The organism is Pseudomonas sp. P42 (assembly GCF_017973755.1).
In the GTDB taxonomy this organism is placed as follows: domain Bacteria; phylum Pseudomonadota; class Gammaproteobacteria; order Pseudomonadales; family Pseudomonadaceae; genus Aquipseudomonas; species Aquipseudomonas iridis.
In genome coordinates this window covers 742110-761669 of sequence record NZ_JACOPU010000004.1, presented here as the reverse complement: position 1 = coordinate 761669, position 19560 = coordinate 742110, and the positions used below count along the sequence as shown (strand labels likewise).

14 protein-coding genes are annotated in these 19560 nt (G+C 59.9%); 8 read left to right on the top strand and 6 right to left on the bottom strand.

Annotation, left to right across the window (positions count from 1 at the left end; genetic code table 11):
- The first annotated feature begins 147 nt into the window (after nucleotides 1-147).
- Together nagZ and H8B20_RS16690 are read left to right on the top strand one after the other, a co-directional pair.
- Nucleotides 148-1158, top strand: coding sequence for a beta-N-acetylhexosaminidase (gene nagZ, locus H8B20_RS16695; protein WP_042560163.1), 1011 nt, complete (start codon nucleotides 148-150; stop codon nucleotides 1156-1158).
- 12 nt (nucleotides 1159-1170) lie between these two features.
- Nucleotides 1171-1908: an S-methyl-5'-thioinosine phosphorylase gene (locus H8B20_RS16690; protein WP_210623910.1), complete on the top strand. Its 738-nt coding sequence runs from the start codon at nucleotides 1171-1173 to the stop codon at nucleotides 1906-1908.
- A 138-nt stretch (nucleotides 1909-2046) separates the two neighbouring features.
- On the opposite strand, the gene H8B20_RS16685 is transcribed toward H8B20_RS16690, so the two are convergent.
- The 3 genes from H8B20_RS16685 to mfd are packed head-to-tail and all read right to left on the bottom strand — an operon-like array spanning nucleotide 2047 to nucleotide 8775.
- On the bottom strand, nucleotides 2047-4737 hold the full coding sequence (locus tag H8B20_RS16685; RefSeq protein ID WP_210623909.1) for a DEAD/DEAH box helicase: 2691 nt from the start codon (nucleotides 4735-4737) through the stop codon (nucleotides 2047-2049).
- A gap of 11 nt (nucleotides 4738-4748) precedes the next feature.
- Entirely contained in the window at nucleotides 4749-5315 is a 567-nt protein-coding gene (locus H8B20_RS16680; protein WP_210623908.1) for a CsiV family protein, read from the bottom strand.
- Between the two features lie 10 nt (nucleotides 5316-5325).
- The gene (gene mfd / locus H8B20_RS16675) at nucleotides 5326-8775 is read right to left on the bottom strand and encodes a transcription-repair coupling factor (RefSeq protein WP_210623907.1); all 3450 of its coding nucleotides are present in this window, start codon (nucleotides 8773-8775) and stop codon (nucleotides 5326-5328) included.
- Nucleotides 8776-9129: 354 nt separating this feature from the next.
- Between mfd and H8B20_RS16670 the strand changes: the two genes are divergently transcribed.
- Complete coding sequence (locus H8B20_RS16670) at nucleotides 9130-10593, top strand: glyceraldehyde-3-phosphate dehydrogenase (RefSeq protein ID WP_210623906.1); 1464 nt, start codon at nucleotides 9130-9132, stop codon at nucleotides 10591-10593.
- Between the two features lie 185 nt (nucleotides 10594-10778).
- On the opposite strand, the gene tcuC is transcribed toward H8B20_RS16670, so the two are convergent.
- Entirely contained in the window at nucleotides 10779-12077 is a 1299-nt protein-coding gene (gene tcuC, locus H8B20_RS16665) for an MFS transporter (RefSeq protein WP_210623905.1), read from the bottom strand.
- Nucleotides 12078-12151: 74 nt separating this feature from the next.
- Here tcuC and H8B20_RS16660 point away from each other — a divergent pair, with 74 nt between their 5' ends.
- Nucleotides 12152-13198 carry an FAD:protein FMN transferase gene (locus H8B20_RS16660; protein ID WP_210623904.1) on the top strand — a complete coding sequence of 349 codons (1047 nt, stop codon included), beginning with the start codon at nucleotides 12152-12154 and terminating at the stop codon, nucleotides 13196-13198.
- Between the two features lie 201 nt (nucleotides 13199-13399).
- Nucleotides 13400-14794 carry a Si-specific NAD(P)(+) transhydrogenase gene (gene sthA / locus H8B20_RS16655; protein WP_042560156.1) on the top strand — a complete coding sequence of 465 codons (1395 nt, stop codon included), beginning with the start codon at nucleotides 13400-13402 and terminating at the stop codon, nucleotides 14792-14794.
- Between the two features lie 42 nt (nucleotides 14795-14836).
- Here sthA and H8B20_RS16650 read toward each other — a convergent pair whose 3' ends face one another.
- Nucleotides 14837-15559, bottom strand: a complete 723-nt coding sequence (locus H8B20_RS16650; RefSeq protein WP_042560155.1) for a glycerophosphodiester phosphodiesterase — start codon at nucleotides 15557-15559, stop codon at nucleotides 14837-14839.
- A gap of 14 nt (nucleotides 15560-15573) precedes the next feature.
- On the bottom strand, nucleotides 15574-16155 hold the full coding sequence (locus H8B20_RS16645; RefSeq protein WP_047302229.1) for a PilZ domain-containing protein: 582 nt from the start codon (nucleotides 16153-16155) through the stop codon (nucleotides 15574-15576).
- A gap of 94 nt (nucleotides 16156-16249) precedes the next feature.
- On the opposite strand from H8B20_RS16645, the gene H8B20_RS16640 reads away from it, so the two are divergent.
- From H8B20_RS16640 to H8B20_RS16630, 3 genes are all read left to right on the top strand, one after another.
- Nucleotides 16250-17500 carry a lipoprotein-releasing ABC transporter permease subunit gene (locus H8B20_RS16640; RefSeq protein WP_042560153.1) on the top strand — a complete coding sequence of 417 codons (1251 nt, stop codon included), beginning with the start codon at nucleotides 16250-16252 and terminating at the stop codon, nucleotides 17498-17500.
- A gap of 7 nt (nucleotides 17501-17507) precedes the next feature.
- Nucleotides 17508-18191: a lipoprotein-releasing ABC transporter ATP-binding protein LolD gene (gene lolD, locus H8B20_RS16635; RefSeq protein ID WP_164488114.1), complete on the top strand. Its 684-nt coding sequence runs from the start codon at nucleotides 17508-17510 to the stop codon at nucleotides 18189-18191.
- 63 nt (nucleotides 18192-18254) lie between these two features.
- Nucleotides 18255-19499: a lipoprotein-releasing ABC transporter permease subunit gene (locus H8B20_RS16630; protein ID WP_042560151.1), complete on the top strand. Its 1245-nt coding sequence runs from the start codon at nucleotides 18255-18257 to the stop codon at nucleotides 19497-19499.
- Nucleotides 19500-19560 lie beyond the last annotated feature (61 nt).

Sequence of the window (19560 nt, the reverse complement as noted above, 5' to 3'; positions counted from 1 at the left end):
TGGGCGCGGCAGCTTGTATCCGCTAAGCTAGCCGCCCATGCCGACTCTCGTTCTGAATCCGTTCTCCATCGATATCGCCGACCTGCCGGGCACTGCCCTCGGTGGCGATTCCATGCGGATCGGGTTTTTCGTTTTCAAGGAATCTCTATGACTGCTGGCCTGCAAGGCTCGTTGATGGTGGACGTCGCCGGTACCTGGCTGACGGCTGAAGATCGCCAATTGTTGCGTCAGCCTGAAGTGGGTGGCCTGATCATTTTTGCCCGCAATATCGAACATCCGCGCCAAGTGCGTGAGCTCAGCGCGGCGATCCGTGCGATTCGCCCGGACTTGCTGCTGGCGGTGGATCAGGAGGGCGGTCGCGTGCAGCGTTTGCGTCAAGGCTTCGTGCGTCTGCCGGCCATGCGCGCCATCGCCGACAATCCGAATGCCGAATACCTGGCTGAGCAATGTGGCTGGATCATGGCGACCGAAGTGCTGGCCGTCGGCCTCGACCTGAGCTTCGCGCCAGTGCTGGATCTCGATTACCAGCGCAGCGCCGTGGTTGGCACTCGTTCGTTTGAGGGTGATCCCGAGCGTGCCGCGTTGCTCGCTGGCGCCTTCATCCGGGGCATGAACAGCGCCGGAATGGCCGCCACGGGCAAGCATTTCCCCGGTCACGGCTGGGCCGAAGCCGACTCCCACGTTGCGATCCCCAACGACGAGCGCAGCCTTGACGAGATCCGCGCCAACGACCTCGTGCCTTTTGCCAAACTGAGCAAACAACTGGCCGCGGTCATGCCGGCGCACGTTATCTATCCGCAAGTCGATTCGCAGCCTGCTGGCTTCTCTCGGCGCTGGTTGCAAGACATCCTGCGAGGCGAGTTGCAGTTCGACGGCGTGATTTTCAGCGATGATCTGTCGATGGCCGGCGCCCACGTGGTTGGCGACGCGGCCAGTCGCATCGAAGCCGCACTCTCTGCTGGGTGCGACATGGGCCTGGTCTGCAATGACCGCGCCGCTGCCGAGTTGGCCCTGAGTGCTGCGCAACGCATGAAGGTCAAACCGTCTGCGCGTATCGCACGTATGCGCGGTCAGGCGTTTGCCAGCACTGACTACCGCCAGGATCCACGCTGGCTGCAAGCCATCGGCGCACTCAAAGACGCCCAATTGATCGACTAAGGATTTTTCGTTATGACGGTTTACGCAATCATCGGTGGCACCGGCCTGACCCAGCTCGAGGGCTTGAGTATTCGCCAGTCGCTGGCAGTGGACACGCCATATGGCGCGCCTTCGGCCGACGTGCAGATTGGCGAATATGCCGGCAAGGAAGTGCTGTTCCTCGCGCGTCACGGGCACCCGCATCGCTTCCCACCGCACAAGGTCAACTACCGCGCCAACCTTTGGGCGCTGAAGCAGGCCGGTGCCGAGGCGATCATCGCGGTCAACGCCGTGGGTGGTATTCATCCTGCGATGGGTACGGGGCATTTCTGTGTGCCGCATCAAATCGTCGACTACACCAGCGGGCGCGAACACACCTATTTCGCCGATGACCTGGAAGAGGTCACTCACATCGATTTCAGCTTTCCCTACAGCGAGCCGTTGCGTCAGCAATTGATTGCGGCTGTGGCTGCCGAAGGTTGCGATTACAGCGATCAGGGTGTTTATGCCTGCACGCAGGGACCACGTCTGGAAACCGTGGCCGAGATCGTGCGTCTGGAGCGTGATGGTTGCGACATCGTCGGTATGACCGGTATGCCGGAAGCGGCGTTGGCGCGCGAGCTGGATCTGGATTACGCGTGTCTGGCGCTGGTGGTGAACCCGGCGGCGGGCAAGACCACGCAAGTGATCACCATGGCCGAGATCGAGCAGGCGTTGCATGCCGGCATGGGCAAGGTGAAATCGACGTTGGCGCGGGTGCTCAAGGGCTGATCAGGCCTGTACCGAGTTGACTCCATCGCTGGCAAGCCAGCTCCCACAGTGATTCGGGTTGATCACTATTTTGTGAACAATACAAACCCTGTGGGAGCCGGCTTGCCAGCGATAGCTATCTAACAGACGAGAAAGATCTCAACGTTTGTCGAGCTTGTCCGGCAACGGCGCAAACAACGCTTCAATATCGTCATTCTGCAACTTCCAGTCCCCAGCCTTGCGCCCATCCAGCACGCCCGCTGCCAGATCAGACTTCTCTTTCTGCAAGTGCTGAATCTTCTCTTCCACCGTGCCTCGGGCAATCATCTTGTAGACGAACACCGGTTTCTCCTGGCCGATCCGATAGGCGCGGTCGGTCGCCTGATTTTCGGTCGCGGGGTTCCACCACGGATCGTAGTGAATCACCGTATCCGCTTCGGTCAGGTTCAGGCCAACGCCACCTGCCTTCAGGCTGATCAGAAAGATCTGACGATTGCCGCTCTGGAATTCCTTCACCGGTGTGCGCCGATCGCGGGTTTGACCGGTCAGAAGTGCATAGGAGATTTTTCGTTTCTTCAGTTCGTCCTCGATCAGTGACAGCATCGAGGTAAATTGCGAAAACAGCAGAATCCGCCGGCCTTCTTCGAACAGCTCTTCGAGCATTTCCATCAGGCTGTCGAGCTTGCCGGAAGTGCTGCCGCGGGCGGGCAGGGTGGCGCCATTGACCAGGCGCAAATCACAGCAGACCTGACGCAGCTTGAGCAACGCTTCAAGAATGATGATCTGGCTGCGCGCCACGCCTTTGCGCGTGATCTCGTCGCGGACTTTTTTGTCCATGGCCAGGCGCATGGTTTCGTACACGTCGCGCTGCGCTTCGTTGAGATCGACCCAGTGAATGATTTCAGTTTTGGGCGGCAGCTCGGTGGCAACCTGTTCCTTGGTGCGGCGCAACAGAAACGGTTTTATCCGACCATTGAGGTGCTGAAGTCTGACCTCGCTACCGCGTTTTTCGATCGGCACACGGTAGTCGGCGTTGAAGCTTTTGACGTCGCCAAGCCAGCCCGGCAGCAGGAAATGGAACAGTGACCAAAGCTCGCCCAAGTGATTTTCCAGCGGTGTACCGCTCAGGCACAGGCGTTGACGAGCATTCAACTCACGCGCCGCTTGCGCCGCTTTGCTGTTGGGGTTCTTGATGTACTGCGCCTCGTCCAGCACCAAGACATGCAAAGGCTGTTGCACCAGACGTTCGATGTCCTTGGGCAGCAACGCGTAGGTAGTGAGGATCAGGTCGAAGTCAGCCAGATTGTCGAAGTGCTTTTTGCGACTGGCGCCATAAAGCGCGAGCACTTTCAGTTGCGGCGTGAAATGCGCCGCCTCATCGAGCCAGTTCGGGATCAGGCTGGTAGGCATCACCACCATGCACGGACGATCCAGGCGTCCGGCGATTTTCTCGCTGAGAATATGCGCCAGCGTCTGTAGGGTTTTACCCAAACCCATGTCATCCGCGAGTATCCCGCCGACTTCCAGCTGGCGCAGCGACTGCATCCAGCTCAAGCCTTCGAGTTGGTACGGACGCAATGTTGCGTTCAGGCCTTCGGGGGCCTCGATGCTGAAGTCACGAATGTCGCGCAGGCGTTGAGCAAACGATCGGATCTGCTCGCCGCCCTCCCACAGCAGCGGCAGCCCCTCCAGCGAATTAAGGCGCGTGGCGTCAGCCTTGCTCAGGCGCAGGGTGGTTTCGCCAGGTTCCTGCAAATAAAACTCGCCGAGCGTGGCCAGCACCGGTTTCAACCGGCCGAGCGGCAACGCCACCTGCAACGGCCCATGCTCGAGGTTGCGCTGTGGAATGTTGACCAGAATCAGCTCGTCGTCACGGCGCCGCGCAAGGCGCTCCGGATTGAGGATTTCCGCGTGCGAGCGCATCAGGTTGAGCAGGATTGGCAGCAAACTGAGGCGCTCGCCATTGACGATGATCCCCAGCTCCAGATCAAACCAGTCGCGCTCCGGCGCCTGTTCAACCGTGGCGTACCAGTCATCCACCGCGGTCAGGTCGAAGCCGAACTCTTCGTCGATCTGCAATTCCCAGCCTTGGGTGCGCAGCTTTGGCAGTTCGTTGAGGGTGAAGGTCAGCCAGGCGCTGTCATTGACCATTTCATACAGTTCGCCAGCGCTTTCCGGTAAGGCTTTGCTCTGCCGGGTGGCGATACGAAAGCCGAGGATTCTTAACTGTTCGCGGTAGGACTGTTCCACATCCGGGTGGCGTTTTATCCGCAACGTCTGGTTTTCCTGGCGGATCAGGATGTCGCTGTTTTTCTGCCCGCTGACGTATTCGTCCAGATAGCTGAACGACAACGCCGCGCGATGCTGAATGTAGCGCTGCATCTTGCCGTTACGCGGTTCAAATGCACTGAACTCGACGCTGGCCAGCCACAGGCGAGGCATTGGTTGAACGTTGTCGACCAGCACTTGCGGTGGTGCCTTCGGGCCACGGTTTTCCAGCACGGCCTGGAGTTTTTCCAGCAGCTCGGCGTCTTTTGCGGCAGCGGGGTACTCGAGGGTTTCCTGGATTTTCAGCAGCACCGCTGCACAATGCTTGCAGTTGGTGCGAACCGGGCAGGTGCACGTGGCGTCGACCAACAGCAAAGTGCCTTTGGCTGACTCGCGCAGGTGAATGGTCTGACGGTACACGTTACCGCCAGAGCCTTCGCAACTGGCGGTAATGGTCGCATCGCCGACCTGGGCGATGCGTACCCGGTTTTCCAGGGCGTAGCGGCGACCACGCTCCAGGCTCTGTTCCTTGAATCGGCTGACCCAGGAGGGTGCCAACGGTTTACTCAGGGGCGGGGACATAAGGACTTCGATCAGTCCGGAACGACTTCAGGCGCTTCCCGTGGCGCAGGCGCGGTCAGGGAAGTGATCTTGATCAGCAGGGCCAGATGGCCGTTATCGAGATAATTGAGCTGGCCGTTTTTGGTGTGGCTGTCCTGTTTCAGGCGCTCACTGGCAGTGACCAGGCCATTGGCGTCGATCTGATTGACCCAGAAATCCGCAGCCACGTCGGTGAAGCGCCCGAGTTTCATCTCAAGCGTACCCTCGATCGGGAACTGACCGAATTGCTCGTTGCCTTCGCTGACCGCGACTTTTGCCGGCGTCTCACCGAGGGTTTGCTGCCAGGCCTTGTGCATCAACACGCTGTACTCGCCGCTGGCGGTGAGTTTGGTGACAACGTCGTTCAGCGCCGGCGTACGTTTGCTGTCGTCGCCCAAACGCTGGGCGCCCGCGGCCCAGTCTTCCGGCGCGGCGCGGCTGACAATCGCCGGCACAGCGTTCTGGCGCACCAGAATCATTTCGACCTGATACAGGTCATCGGCAAACGCCGAAGGTGCTACCAAGGTGAGTAGCAAAGTCAGTGAACGAAACAGGCGCATGCGGCGTCCTTCAAGCAGTTTTCGGGATGAGGCGCTCAAACAGCGCCTCTACAGTATTAAAGCGCTCTTCCGGGCGCTCCATCGGCACCTGGAACTTGAACATCGTGGCGCCTTCGAATTTGTAGCGTTTTGGCTGGCTCTGAATCAGTTTGATCAGGGTCATCGGGTCGACTGGGGTCTGCGCTTCAAACTCAATGCGTCCACCCTGCGGGCCACCGTCGACTTTCTTGATGCCCAGCTTTTCGGCCTGCAACTTCAACGCCGTGATGCGCACCAGATTCTTGGTCGGCTCCGGCAGCAGGCCGAAACGATCGATCATCTCGACTTGCAGGTCCTTCAGACCTTCCTCGTCGGTGGCCGACGCGATGCGCTTGTACAGGATCAGGCGGGCGTGGACGTCCGGCAAATAGTCTTCCGGAATCAGCGCCGGTACCCGCAGATTGACTTCCGGGCCACCGCCAAGCGGTTGATCGAGATTCGGTTGCTCGCCCTTGCGGATCGATTTCACCGCGCGCTCAAGCATTTCCATGTACAGCGTGAAACCCACGGCTTGAATCTGGCCACTCTGGCCATCGCCGAGCAGTTCGCCGGCGCCACGGATTTCCAGGTCGTTGGTGGCCAGCACGAAACCGGCACCGAGGTCCTGGGTGTTGGCAATCGCCTCCAGACGCTTTTCCGCGTCTGAAGTGATCTGCTGGCGCGGCGGCGTCAGCAGATAAGCATAAGCCTGGTGGTGACTGCGACCGACGCGGCCACGCAGCTGATGCAGTTGCGCCAGACCGAACTTGTCGGCGCGCTCGATGATGATGGTGTTGGCGCTCGGTACGTCGATACCGGTCTCGATGATGGTCGAGGCAATCAGCACGTTGAAACGCTTGTGATAGAAGTCGCTCATCACCTGTTCAAGTTCGCGCTCGCGCATCTGTCCGTGGCCGATGGCGATCCGTGCTTCCGGAACCAGTTCGGCCAGATCGGCGGCGCACTTCTCGATGGTTTTCACATCGTTGTGCAGGTAATAAACCTGACCGCCACGCAGCAGTTCGCGGAGCAGGGCTTCTTTGACCGTGCTCTTGTTCTGCTCCATGACGAAGGTGCGCACCGATAGGCGTCGCGCTGGTGGCGTGGCAATGATCGACAGGTCTCGCATGCCCGACACCGCCATGTTCAGCGTGCGCGGAATCGGTGTGGCCGTCAGGGTCAGAATGTCGACTTCGCTGCGCAAGGCCTTGAGCTGTTCTTTCTGGCGCACACCAAAACGGTGCTCTTCGTCGATGATCACCAACCCGAGGTTTTTGATTTTCACGTCGTCGGACAGCAATTTGTGCGTGCCGATGACGATGTCGATCTTGCCTTCCGCCAGATCGGCAATCGCCGCGTTCACTTCCTTGGCGGACTTGAAGCGGCTCATCACTTCCACGCTCACTGGCCAGTCGGCGAAGCGGTCGCGGAAGCTGTTGTAATGCTGCTGGGCGAGCAGGGTGGTCGGCACCAGAATCGCAACCTGGCGGCCGCCGTGTACAGCGATGAACGCTGCGCGCATGGCCACTTCGGTCTTGCCGAAACCCACGTCACCGCAGACCAGGCGATCCATCGGTTTCGGCGCGAGCATGTCGGCGCGCACTGCTTCGATGGTGGTTTGCTGGTCGGGCGTTTCTTCGAACGGGAAACCGGCGCTGAACGTCGCGTAATCGGCTTTCGGATCGGCGAACGCATAACCTTCGCGAGCGGCGCGGCGGGCATAGATGTCGAGCAATTCGGCAGCAACGTCGCGCACCTGTTCGGCCGCTTTGCGTTTGGCTTTCTGCCAGGTCTCGGAGCCGAGGCGGTGTAGCGGGGCCAGTGCATCGTCGCTGCCGGTGTAGCGGGCGATCAAGTGCAGGTTGGCCACCGGAACATAGAGCTTGGCGTTCTCGGCGTATTCGAGGGTGAGAAATTCTGCAGCCTGATCGTCGATTTCCAGAATCGTCAGGCCCAGGTAGCGGCCGACACCGTGATCGATGTGCACCACCGGCGCGCCTTCGCGCAGTTCGGTGAGGTTCTTGATCACCGCGTCGTGGTTGCCGTCGGCGCGCTTCTCGCGACGGCGACGCTGCATGACTCGCTGACCGAACAGCGGACTTTCGGCGACCAATGCCAGCGCCGGGTCGTCGAGCAAAAGGCCTTCGTCGAGCGGCGCAATGGTGATCGCCAGGCGATCCTTGCTCGCGACGAAATCCGGCCAGCTGTCGACCGTTTTTGGTCGCAGTTTCAGGCGTTCGAGCAACTCCAGCAGTACTTCGCGACGGCCCGCCGATTCGGCCGTGAACAGTACGCGTCCTGGGAATTCATCGAGGAAACCTGCCAGCGCTGCCAGCGGTTGCGTGGCCTTGGCTTCGATCGCCAGATTCGGCAGCGTTTGCGCCGGGAAGCGCTCGCGACCTGCACCGACTTCTACGTCCTGTTGGCTGGCGACCACGCGCGGCCAGCTCTTGAGCCTGGCAAAGCAATCTTCCACCGGCAGGAACAATTCCGCCGGTGGCAATAAAGGACGAGCAGGATCGACGCGGCGTTCTTCATAACGATTGCGTACGTCGTTCCAGAAATTCTCCGCCGCTTGCTCGATGCCCGGCAGCGAGAACACTTGCGTGTCCTGGGGCAGGTAATCGAACAGGGTCGAGGTTTCGTCAAAGAACAGCGGCAAGTAGTACTCGATACCGGCCGGTGTGATACCGCTGCTCAAATCCTGAAAGATCGGGCAGCGACGGAAATCAACGTCAAAGCGTTCGCGGAAACGCGCCTTGAAGCGGGTGACCGCATCTTTCTGCAGCGGGAACTCACGGGCCGGCAGCAGCTTGACCGAATCGACCTTGTCGATGGAGCGCTGGTTTTCCGGATCGAAGGTGCGCAGGGTTTCGATTTCGTCGTCGAACAGGTCGATGCGATAGGGCAGCTTGCTGCCCATCGGGAACAAATCGATCAATGCGCCGCGCACGGTGAACTCGCCGTGCTCGTAGACGGTGTCTACATAGCGATAGCCGCTGGCTTCGAGTCGCGAGCGCATTTGCTCGACGTCGAGCTTCTGGCCGACATCCAGCACCAGGCTGCTGCCGAGCAGGAACTTGGTCGGCGCCAGACGATGCAGTGCTGTCGTGATCGGCACCACCAGCACGCCATGCGCCAGCTCCGGCAACCTATATAAGGCGGCAATGCGCTGGGAAATGATGTCCTGATGCGGCGAGAACAGGTCGTAGGGCAGGGTTTCCCAGTCGGGAAAATGCAGGACGGGCAAATCCGGGGCGAAGAAACTCAGCTCCTGTTCCAGCCGTTCGGCACTTTGGCTGTCGGCGGTCAGGAGCAGGGTGAAGCGCTTGGCAGCGCTGGCAGCCTCGGCAATCGCCAGGCTGAGGGCGGCACCGGGCAAATTGCCCCAATGCTGTTTACCTGCCGCAGCAGGGAGAAGCGGTAGACGCAGAACAGGCACGGAAGGTTGAGCTCCAGGCGTTGCGACAAAGTCGGTAATTGTAGCGGCGTCCGATGCTGCCTGTCAGTTGCAGACTGTGTCTATCTTCGATGTTTGGGTGAAATGTAGTGGTAACCATAAAAACCAGCACTTTTTTAGCGGTTATGTAGTGCCGAAACCGCGTGGTGTTTCGGAGGGTTACAGACATCGTCTAACAGTCGTCGAAAAATTGACTGTGCTGGAGGCCGCGTATTTACTGGGCTGGAGAAGGGCGTAATTTTTTTGAACGGAAATTTGTTAGCGTTTGCGCGACAGGCGCGCATTGCTACGTGCGGTTCTGAGCGGCATAATGTAGCCCCTTTTTTCTGCCCCTACATGTGGAAGGTTACCGTGACTCAGAAGCCCGACCAGTGTCTTGGTGAATGGATCGACCGTGAAGCACTCGCAGAAGCGATGATCCCGCTTATCGGTCAGCTCTACCGCAATAACAACGTGGTGAGCTCGATCTATGGCCGCAGCCTGATCAACCAGTCTGTCATCGCGATTCTCAAAGCTCACCGCTTTGCGCGCCACCGTTCTTCCGACGACAGCGAACTCTCCGTCCACGAAACATTCCCCCTGCTCAAAGCCATGAGCGAGCTCAAGCTCGGCGCGGCTTCGGTAGACCTGGGCAAGTTGGCGTTCAAATTCCGCAACGAGGGCAACGGCCGCAGCGCCGAGCAGTTCGTTCGTGAAGAAATGGCTGATGTGGTTGGCCAGCAAAACGCCTCGGCCCGCAAAGGCACTGACGTTGTGCTGTACGGCTTCGGTCGAATCGGCCGTCTGCTGGCGCGCATCCTGATCGAAAAAACCGGTGGTGGCGACGGTCTGCGTCTGCGTGCCATCGTCGTGCGTAAAGGCGCCGACAACGACCTGACCAAACGCGCCAGCCTGCTGCGTCGCGATTCGGTCCATGGTTCGTTCAACGGCACCATCACCATCGACGAAGAAAACAACACCATCACCGCCAACGGCAACCTGATCCAGGTGATCTACGCGAAGAACCCGACTGAAGTGGATTACACCCAGTACGGCATCAAAGACGCGCTGCTGGTGGACAACACCGGTGTATGGCGTGACGCTGATGGCCTGGGTCAACACCTGGCGTGCCCGGGTATCGACCGCGTTGTTCTGACCGCGCCTGGCAAAGGCAAGCTGAAGAACATCGTTCACGGCATCAACCACGGTGAAATTACCGCTGACGACAAGATCGTGTCTGCCGCTTCCTGCACCACCAACGCCATCGTGCCGGTGCTCAAGGCTGTGAATGACAAGTTCGGCATCATCAACGGTCACGTCGAAACCGTTCACTCGTACACCAACGACCAGAACCTGATCGACAACTTCCACAAGGGCGATCGCCGTGGCCGTAGCGCCGCGCTGAACATGGTCATCACCGAGACCGGTGCTGCCACCGCTGCTGCCAAGGCTCTGCCTGAGCTGGCCGGCAAGCTGACCGGTAACGCGATCCGTGTTCCAACGCCGAACGTGTCGATGGCCATTCTCAACCTCAACCTTGAGAAAGCCGCCACCCGTGAAGAAATGAACGAGTACCTGCGCTACATGGCGCTGCACTCCGATCTGCATAAGCAAATCGACTACGTCAACTCGCAGGAAGTGGTTTCGACCGACTTCGTTGGCTCGCGCCACGCCGGTGTGGTCGACGCTGAAGCGACCATCACTCAGGATAACCGCGTTGTTCTGTACGTCTGGTACGACAACGAGTTCGGTTACAGCTGCCAGGTGGTTCGCGTGATGGAAGACATGGCCGGTGTAAACCCGCCTGCGTTCCCGCGCTAAGCCTTGGCTGCACATGAAAACGCCCCGACTTAGGTCGGGGCGTTTTTTTATGCCTTGTAAATCTCTGTTGCCTGTACCGGCCTCATCGCTGGCAAGCCAGCTCCCACAGGTTTCTTGAGAGCTTGCACAATCGCATTCACACCCGAAACTCTTGTGGGAGCTGGCTTGCCAGCGATGGCGTCCTGTCAGGCGTGACCGACCACAGCCGCTTGCGCAGTACGCAGCTCATGCCTGTTGCCACGAAACAACACCAGCGTCGCAATCAACCCCAACACCGCTGCACCCGTGAGCCAGATGCCCGGCGCAGCCTTGTTACCCAGCACATGAATCAGATAAGTGCACGCTGCCGGTGTAAAACCACCAAACGTCGCCGTCGCCAGGCTGTAGGCCAACGAGAACCCGGTCGTACGAACTTCCACCGGCATGATCTCCGTGAGCGCCACCACCATCGCGCCGTTATAAGAGCCGTACAGGAACGACAGCCACAGCTCGACGATCAGCAGATGGCTGAAACTCGGGTTCGCCACCAGCCACGACAGTGCCGGATAAGCCGTCAGAATCGCCAGAATTGTCGCCGCGAGCAGTAGGGGTTTACGTCCGACCTTATCGGACACCGCCCCCATCACCGGCAACCAGAAGAAGTTCGACAGACCGATGCAGACCGTCACCAGCAAGGCGTCCAGGTCCGACAGATGCAGTTCGGATTTGCCGAAAGTCGGGGTGTAGGCGGTGATCAGGTAGAACGACACTGTGGTCATCACAACCAGCGCCATGCCGGCGATGACAATGCCAAAGTTCTGACCGATCGAACGGACGATTTCGCGCAGGGTAGGGCGATGTTTACGCGCCTGGAATTCCGGGGTTTCCTCCAGCGACCGACGGATGACGAAGATCACCGGTACGATCATGCAGCCGATCAGAAACGGCGCGCGCCAGCCCCATTCGCCCATTTCCTCGGGGCTTAGCCAGTGATTGAGACCGACACCGAGCAGGCCGGCGAATACCACGGCCGCCTGTTGGCTGGCGGACTGCCAACTGACGAAGAAGCCTTTGCGGCCGGGGGTGGAGATTTCCGCCAGATACACCGACACGCCGCCCAGTTCCACACCGGCCGAGAAGCCTTGCAGCAGGCGTCCGAACAGCACCAGCAACGGTGCTGCCACGCCAAGCGTTGCATAGCCGGGTACGCAGGCAATCAGCACGGTGCCGGCGGCCATCATTGCCAAGGTAATGATCAGGCCTTTGCGCCGGCCATGACGGTCGATGTAAGCGCCGAGGAAAATCGCCCCCAATGGACGCATCAGGAAGCCGGCGCCGAACGTGGCCAGCGACAGCATCAGGGATGCGAAGGCGCTGTCGGCTGGGAAGAAGGTTTTGGCGATGGCCGTGGCGTAGAAGCCGTAGACCATGAAGTCGAACATTTCGAGGAAATTGCCGCTGACAACGCGAAAAATCGCTTTGCCGTTGCCCGTGGTCGAGGACATTTGCAGATTCTCACTATTGAATTTGTATGAAGGCGTTGCATCCGTTTCGGAGCGAGCGCGCTCTGTAGTCCATAATGGCCGCCGCGGTTTTGCAGGGAGATGAAGATTTGTTAACTGGACGGTGCAGAGGGCTTGTGGTCCTGGCCGCTATTTTGTCGGGCTGCGGCAACGGCGACAGCCTGGAAAACTTTGGCGGCGCGACCATGGGCAGCACGTATTCGATCAAGTACGTGCGTCATGCAGGTCAGGTGGATGCTGCGCGCGTGCGCAGCGAAGTGGAGGGCATCCTCGCCGAAATCGAGCGGCAAATGTCCACGTATCGCAGTGACTCGGATATCGAGCGCTTCAACGCGTTTCCCGCCAATACTTGTCAGAGAATGCCCGCGCCTGTCCTCGAGTTGGTCCGCGTAGGCGAGCAGCTGTCAGAGCAAAGCGAAGGTTCCTACGACCTGACCGTGGAGCCACTGCTGAATCTGTGGGGTTTCGGCCCGCAAGGTCGCGAAGAAAAGGTCCCGAGCGCCGCTGCGTTGGCGCAGGTGTTGCAGGGCGTCGGTCATCAGCATTTGCGCATCGATGGCGAGCAGTTGTGCAAGGACGCCGCCGTCGAAGTCGACTTCAACAGTATCGCCGCCGGTTACGCCGTTGACACGATTGCCGCCAGGCTCGACGCCATGGGCATCCACGATTACCTCGCCGAGGCCACTGGCGAGCTCAAGGCCAAGGGCAAAAAACCTGACGGTTCGCCATGGCGCATTGCGTTGGCAGCGCCTCGCGACGATCAGCAGGTCGCCGAGCGCATCATCAACGTCGACGGCTATGGCGTTTCCACCTCGGGTGACTACCGCAACTATTTCCTGCAGGACGGTCGGCGTTATTCCCACACCTTCGATGCCCGCAGTGGCGCGCCCGTCCTGCACGACCTGGCGTCGGTCACGGTCATTCATCCTTCAGCATTGATGGCCGATGGACTATCGACGCTGTTGCTGATTCTCGGGCCTGAAAGGGCGTGGGCCTATGCCGAAAAACATGACATTGGTGCATTCTTTGTCATTCGTGCCGATACAGGTTTTGTCATACGCACCAGCAAGGCTTTCGATCGGCTCTCGGGCGCAAAGAATTGACTGAGAACAATACGAAAGCTGGCGTTGTAGTGCAGGCAAAAGTAGCCTACGACGCGACCAAGGGTTAATGTGCGCGGCGTTGACGCTTCTATAGACTGTGTCCGGGTTCTTTACTGACCCCCAATTGTTCCTTCACGCCGCCGTTCGGCGTGATTTAGCCGCCGGTGCTGCTGGCACCGCGGCCTGTTCTGAGGAGTACGCATGGCTGTCTACAACTACGACGTGGTGGTGCTGGGTTCCGGCCCGGCAGGAGAAGGCGCGGCAATGAACGCCGCCAAAGCAGGGCGCAAGGTCGCGATGGTCGACAGCCGTCGCCAGGTCGGCGGCAACTGCACCCACCTCGGCACCATCCCGTCCAAGGCACTGCGTCACTCGGTGCGGCAGATCATGCAGTTCAACACCAACCCTATGTTCCGGGCCATCGGCGAGCCGCGCTGGTTCTCCTTCCCGGACGTGTTGAAAAGCGCCGAGAAAGTCATTTCCAAACAAGTCGCCTCGCGCACTGGCTACTACGCCCGTAACCGTGTCGACGTGTTCTTCGGCACCGGCAGCTTCGCCGACGAGCAAACCATTGAAGTGGTCTGCGCCAATGGCGTGGTCGAAAAACTGGTGGCCAAGCACATCATCATCGCCACCGGTTCGCGCCCGTATCGCCCGGCGGACATCGATTTCCATCACCCGCGTATCTACGATAGCGACACCATCCTCAGCCTCGGCCACACCCCGCGCAAACTGATCGTTTACGGCGCCGGCGTGATCGGCTGCGAATACGCGTCGATCTTCAGTGGTCTGGGCGTGCTGGTCGAGCTGGTGGACAACCGCGGTCAGTTGCTGAGCTTCCTCGACTCGGAAATCTCCCAGGCGTTGAGCTACCACTTCAGCAACAACAACATCACCGTGCGCCACAACGAAGATTACGATCGCGTTGAAGGCGTCGACAACGGCGTGATCCTGCACCTGAAGTCCGGCAAGAAGATCAAGGCCGACGCCTTGCTCTGGTGCAACGGGCGTACCGGCAACACCGATCAGTTGGGTCTGGAAAACATCGGCGTCAAGGTCAACAGCCGTGGCCAGATCGAAGTCGACGAGGCTTATCGCACCTGCGTGCCAAACATCTACGGCGCGGGCGACGTGATCGGCTGGCCGAGCCTGGCCAGCGCTGCTCACGACCAGGGCCGTTCGGCCGCTGGCAGCATCGTGGATAACGCTAGCTGGCGCTTCGTCAATGACGTGCCGACCGGTATCTACACCATTCCGGAGATCAGCTCGATCGGCAAGAACGAGCAGGAACTGACCCAGGCCAAAGTGCCGTACGAAGTTGGCAAGGCGTTCTTCAAGAGCATGGCGCGGGCGCAGATTGCCGGCGAGCCGCAAGGCATGCTGAAGATCCTGTTCCACCGTGAAACCCTGGAAGTGCTGGGCGTCCACTGCTTCGGTTATCAGGCGTCGGAGATCGTTCACATCGGTCAGGCGATCATGAACCAGCCGGGTGAGCTGAACACGCTGAAGTACTTCGTCAACACCACGTTCAACTACCCGACCATGGCTGAAGCCTATCGGGTAGCGGCGTACGACGGCCTCAACCGGCTTTTTTGACGGGCTCCGGCCGGTGGCCTGAGCCGGCCGGGGAGACCGATTTCAGCAATTCTCGAGCGTGGCAGTGGCCAAACCGGGAAAGTCTGTAATCAGGCTGTCAACGCCGAAGTCGGCGAGTCTGCGCATCAGCGCAGGCTCGTTGACGGTCCACACCGACACATGCAGGCCCTGACGCTGCGCTTTTTGCAGGCGCTCAGGCGTACACAGCGTCCAGTTCAAAGCCAGAATCTCGCAGCCGTAGCTTTGCGCGACCTTCAGCGGGTCGAGCCAGGCGTACTCGGCGACCAGACCGCGCGACACATCCGGCACCAGATCCAGTGCAGCCTTCAACACTTCCCGCGAGCTCGAGGTGATGGTCACCTTGTCGAGCAAGCCGTGGCGTTGCGCCATTTCCCGAATCGCCAACACGGTGGTGGCAGCGCGGGTGCGAGATGCACTTTTGACTTCGAGCTGCCAGTGCTCGAAATCGCACTTCTCGAACAACTCTTCCAGCGTCGGAATAGGGCACGGCTTGATCCAGCCAGGGCCGCCCTTACGCGCATCAAATGTCACCAGATCGGCGGCAGTCTGCTCGACGACCTTGCCGCGACGGTCGGTGGTGCGCTTGAGCGTCGGGTCGTGGATGACCATCAGCTCGCCATCCTTTGACAGGTGCAGATCCAGTTCGCAGCGGCGCACGCCGTGCTTGAGACATTCCTGAAAACTGGTCAGTGTGTTTTCCGGTGCTTCGCCCTTGGCGCCGCGGTGGCCGTAGATGAGGGTCACGGTTCTTCCTTAATTTAAATGCCTGATTCGTTCTGTTCGCGGGCCAGACGCCGTTCCTGAGCCTGCTTCTGCAAGATATAGCGGGCAAGTAGCTGGCGCTGGGCATCGGTCAGGTGTTCGAACTCGGTCCCGACGTCATAACCCTCACCCTTGCGCTCGCAATGGGTGACACGGGCGCGCAGCAACAGGCCGAGCGCCTGGGGCATCAACACCAGTTTGATCGACAGGTGTGCACCGGCTGCGATGGGCGTCGGGTGCTGGAAGTCGATCCCGCCCTCGGAGATGATCACCGGTTGCGGCTCGCCGATGTGGCCGAGCACGGTGAGGGCGACCACCTGGCTGAGCAGGTCGATGCGTTTGTTCTGGGATTTCAGGAACGCGGCGATGGCCCGATCGCGCTCGCTGATCTGGCGCAACAGGTGCTGCGACTCGAATTCGCTCAGGTGCAGCTCGCTGAGCAGGTTGAATAGAGGGGAAGCATCCTGCAACACTTCCTGGCCTGCGGCTTCGGGAGCGGACAGGGGCCGAATTTCCAGTGCGATCGTGTCCTCGATACGGTAGTATTCGCGGCGATCTTCTTCATCTAATGTCGACATGGCGAACCCATGGTAGCGGCGGTGGTCTGAGTGTAAAGCTGGTTATCGACCCCCGCCACAAGGACGTTCCTTTTCCCTCCGAACAAGCCCCGACATGTTCAGACCTCTCTTCGTATTTATCGGCACGCGTTATACCCGTGCAAAGCGTCGCAATCATTTTGTGTCATTCATTTCCCTGACTTCGATGATCGGGCTCGCCCTTGGCGTGGTCGTGATGATCGTGGTGCTCTCGGTGATGAATGGCTTCGATCATGAGATGCGCACCCGCGTGCTGGGCATGGTGCCCCACGCGACCATTGAATCCACTGATCCGATCAACGATTGGCAAAGCCTGGCCACCAAGGTCAAACAGAACCCGCAGGTGGCGGCCGTCGCGCCGTTCACCCAGATGCAGGGCCTGCTGACCAATAACGGTCAGGTCTCCAAGGTGTTGCTCAACGCCATCGACCCTGCGCTCGAGCGCAATGTGTCGATCATCGACAACTTCATGAAGCAGGGCAAACTCGACGACCTGACGCCGGGCAGCTTCGGCATCGTCATCGGCGACAAGGCCGCGACCAAGCTCGGCGTGGGGCTCGGTGACAAGGTCACCTTCGTCGCTCCGGAGGTCAGCGTGACCCCGGCCGGGATGTTCCCGCGCATGAAGCGCTTCACCGTGGTCGGCATTTTCCATGTCGGCGCCGGCGAGCTCGACGGTTATCTGGGCGTCACCAACCTGCAGGATCTGGCGAAAATGCATCGCTGGAAGCCTGATCAGGTGCAGGGCCTGCGTCTGAAGTTCGACGACCTGTTTCAGGCACCGCGTGCGGCATGGAACATCGCCCAGCAACTTGGCGATGACCGTTTCTACGCCCGTGACTGGACCCGCACCCACGGCAATCTGTATCAGGCGATCCGCATGGAAAAAGCCATGATCGGTCTGCTGTTGCTGCTGATCGTTGCGGTGGCGGCGTTCAACATCATTTCCACGCTGGTGATGGTGGTAAACGACAAGAAGGGCGACATCGCCATTCTGCGCACCCTCGGCGCTACGCCGGGGACGATCATGCGTACGTTCATGGTGCAAGGCACGGTCATCGGTGTGGTCGGCACAGCCATTGGCGCGGTGCTCGGGATTCTCGCCGCGCTCAACGTCAGCGCTGCGATCTCGGCCCTCGAAGGGCTGCTCGGGCACAAGTTCCTTAATGCTGACGTTTATTTCATTGATTATCTTCCGTCGCAGGTGCAGAGCCAGGATGTGATCATGGTCTGCGCCGCTGCGTTGGTTTTGAGTTTCCTCGCCACCCTGTATCCCGCCTGGCGTGCCGCGCGCACCCAGCCGGCGGAGGCGTTACGTTATGAGTGAGTCGGGCATGAGTGAAAAAGCAATCTTGAGCTGCCGCAACCTGGGCAAATCCTACGAGGAAGGTCCGGAGTCGGTAGAAGTGCTGGCCGGTCTGCAACTGGAGTTGAACCCGGGCGAGCGTGTGGCGATTGTCGGCACCTCGGGCTCGGGCAAAAGTACTTTGCTCAACCTGCTGGGCGGCCTCGACACGCCGACCCAGGGCAGTGTCTGGCTCGATGGTGAAGAATTGTCGGCGCTGAGCGAGAAGAAGCGCGGTCTGCTGCGTAACCGTTCGCTGGGCTTCGTCTACCAGTTCCACCACTTGCTGCCGGAATTCACCGCGCTGGAAAACGTCTGCATGCCGCTGCTGATCGGCAAGACGTCGATCCCGGAAGCGCGTCAGCGCGCCACCGCGCTGCTGGAGCGAGTGGGGCTGGGCCATCGCCTGGAACACAAACCCTCCGAACTGTCCGGCGGTGAACGCCAGCGTGTGGCGATTGCCCGCGCACTGGTGAACAAGCCGGGGCTGGTAATGCTCGACGAGCCGACCGGCAACCTCGACTCCCACACCGCCCAGGGCATTCAGGATTTGATGCTGGAACTCAGCACCTCGATGCGCACGGCGTTCCTGGTGGTGACACACGACATGAACCTGGCTCGCCAGATGGATCGCGTCCTGCACCTGCAAAACGGTTGCCTGACGCCCATCTGATGAGTTGAAACCCGGCGTCTGAAAAGGCGTCGGGTCTTTTATTTTTATACGGTGCCCCAGCGAATGTTCAGACCGTTATCGATCTTTATCGGCACGCGCTATACCCGCGCCAAGCGCCGCAATCGCTTTGTTTCGTTCATTTCGATGACCTCGATGATCGGCCTCGCCCTCGGCGTGCTGGCGATGATCGTGGTGTTGTCGGTGATGAATGGCTTCCAGCGCGAAATGAGCTCGCGCATCCTCGGCATGGTGCCGCACGCAACCATCGTTGGCGTCAAACCGATTGACGATTGGCAGCCGGTAGCCGCCGCGGCCATGAAAAATCCCGAAGTGACTGCCGCCGTGCCGTTCACTGAAATGGAAGGCATGCTCTCCTACAAGGGTTTGATGCAGCCAATCCAGATCAGCGGCGTCGATCCGGCGCAGGAAGGCAAGGTGTCGATCGTCGCCCAGCACATTGTTCAGGGCCGTCTCGACGCGCTGAAACCAGGTGAGTTCGGCGTGGTCATTGGTGAAATTACCGCTCGCCGCTTCCGCCTGAATGTCGGCGACAAGATCACCCTGATCGTGCCGGAAGTCAGCACCGCGCCGGGCGGGATTACCCCGCGAATGCAGCGGCTGAACGTGGTCGGCGTGTTCAAGGTGGGGGCCGAGCTGGACGGTTCGATGGGCCTGATTCACGTAGCCGATGCCGCGACCATGCAGCGCTGGGAGCCGAATCAGGTGCAGAGCGTGCGTCTGGCAGTCAAAGACTTGTACGCCGCGCCGAAAGTGTCTTCAGACATCGCCGCCGGGCTTGGCGCCGAGTTCAAGGCGGACGACTGGACCCACACTCAGGGCAGTCTGTTCAGTGCGATGAAGATGGAAAAAACCATGATCGGCCTGTTGCTGCTGATGATCGTCGCGGTGGCGGCGTTCAACATCATCGCCACATTGATCATGGTGGTGAACGACAAGGGCGCGGACATTGCGATCCTGCGTACCATCGGCGCCACGCCCCGGCAGATCATGGCGATCTTCATGGTGCAGGGCACGGTGATCGGCATTGTCGGCACGCTGATTGGTGGTGTGCTGGGCGTGATCGCGGCGCTGAATGTCAGTGAACTGGTCGGCTGGTTCGAGCGAGTGAGCGGGCAGCACATCTTCAGCTCCGATGTGTATTTCGTCAGCAATCTGCCGTCTGAATTGCAGGGTGGTGATGTGCTGCTGATCTGCTCCGCCGGGTTTGTCTTGAGCTTCCTCGCGACGCTGTATCCGGCGTGGCGAGCGGCGAAGATCGAGCCGGCTCACGCCCTGAGATATTCGTAAGCACTGACGCGAAATACTGTAGGAGCTGCGGCACGCTGCGATCTTTTGATCTTGATCTTTA

Bases quoted from the DNA above. Each gene is read 5' to 3' on its own strand.
- H8B20_RS16690 (WP_210623910.1), top strand. From the start codon at position 1,171: ATGACGGTTTACGCAATCATCGGTGGCACCGGCCTGACCCAGCTCGAG.
- H8B20_RS16640 (WP_042560153.1), top strand. From the start codon at position 16,250: ATGTTCAGACCTCTCTTCGTATTTATCGGCACGCGTTATACCCGTGCA.
- H8B20_RS16660 (WP_210623904.1), top strand. From the start codon at position 12,152: ATGGCCGCCGCGGTTTTGCAGGGAGATGAAGATTTGTTAACTGGACGG.
- H8B20_RS16685 (WP_210623909.1), bottom strand. From the start codon at position 4,737: ATGTCCCCGCCCCTGAGTAAACCGTTGGCACCCTCCTGGGTCAGCCGA.
- H8B20_RS16645 (WP_047302229.1), bottom strand. From the start codon at position 16,155: ATGTCGACATTAGATGAAGAAGATCGCCGCGAATACTACCGTATCGAG.
- H8B20_RS16680 (WP_210623908.1), bottom strand. From the start codon at position 5,315: ATGCGCCTGTTTCGTTCACTGACTTTGCTACTCACCTTGGTAGCACCT.
- nagZ (WP_042560163.1), top strand. From the start codon at position 148: ATGACTGCTGGCCTGCAAGGCTCGTTGATGGTGGACGTCGCCGGTACC.
- H8B20_RS16670 (WP_210623906.1), top strand. From the start codon at position 9,130: ATGTGGAAGGTTACCGTGACTCAGAAGCCCGACCAGTGTCTTGGTGAA.
- sthA (WP_042560156.1), top strand. From the start codon at position 13,400: ATGGCTGTCTACAACTACGACGTGGTGGTGCTGGGTTCCGGCCCGGCA.
- lolD (WP_164488114.1), top strand. From the start codon at position 17,508: ATGAGTGAAAAAGCAATCTTGAGCTGCCGCAACCTGGGCAAATCCTAC.
- tcuC (WP_210623905.1), bottom strand. From the start codon at position 12,077: ATGTCCTCGACCACGGGCAACGGCAAAGCGATTTTTCGCGTTGTCAGC.
- H8B20_RS16630 (WP_042560151.1), top strand. From the start codon at position 18,255: ATGTTCAGACCGTTATCGATCTTTATCGGCACGCGCTATACCCGCGCC.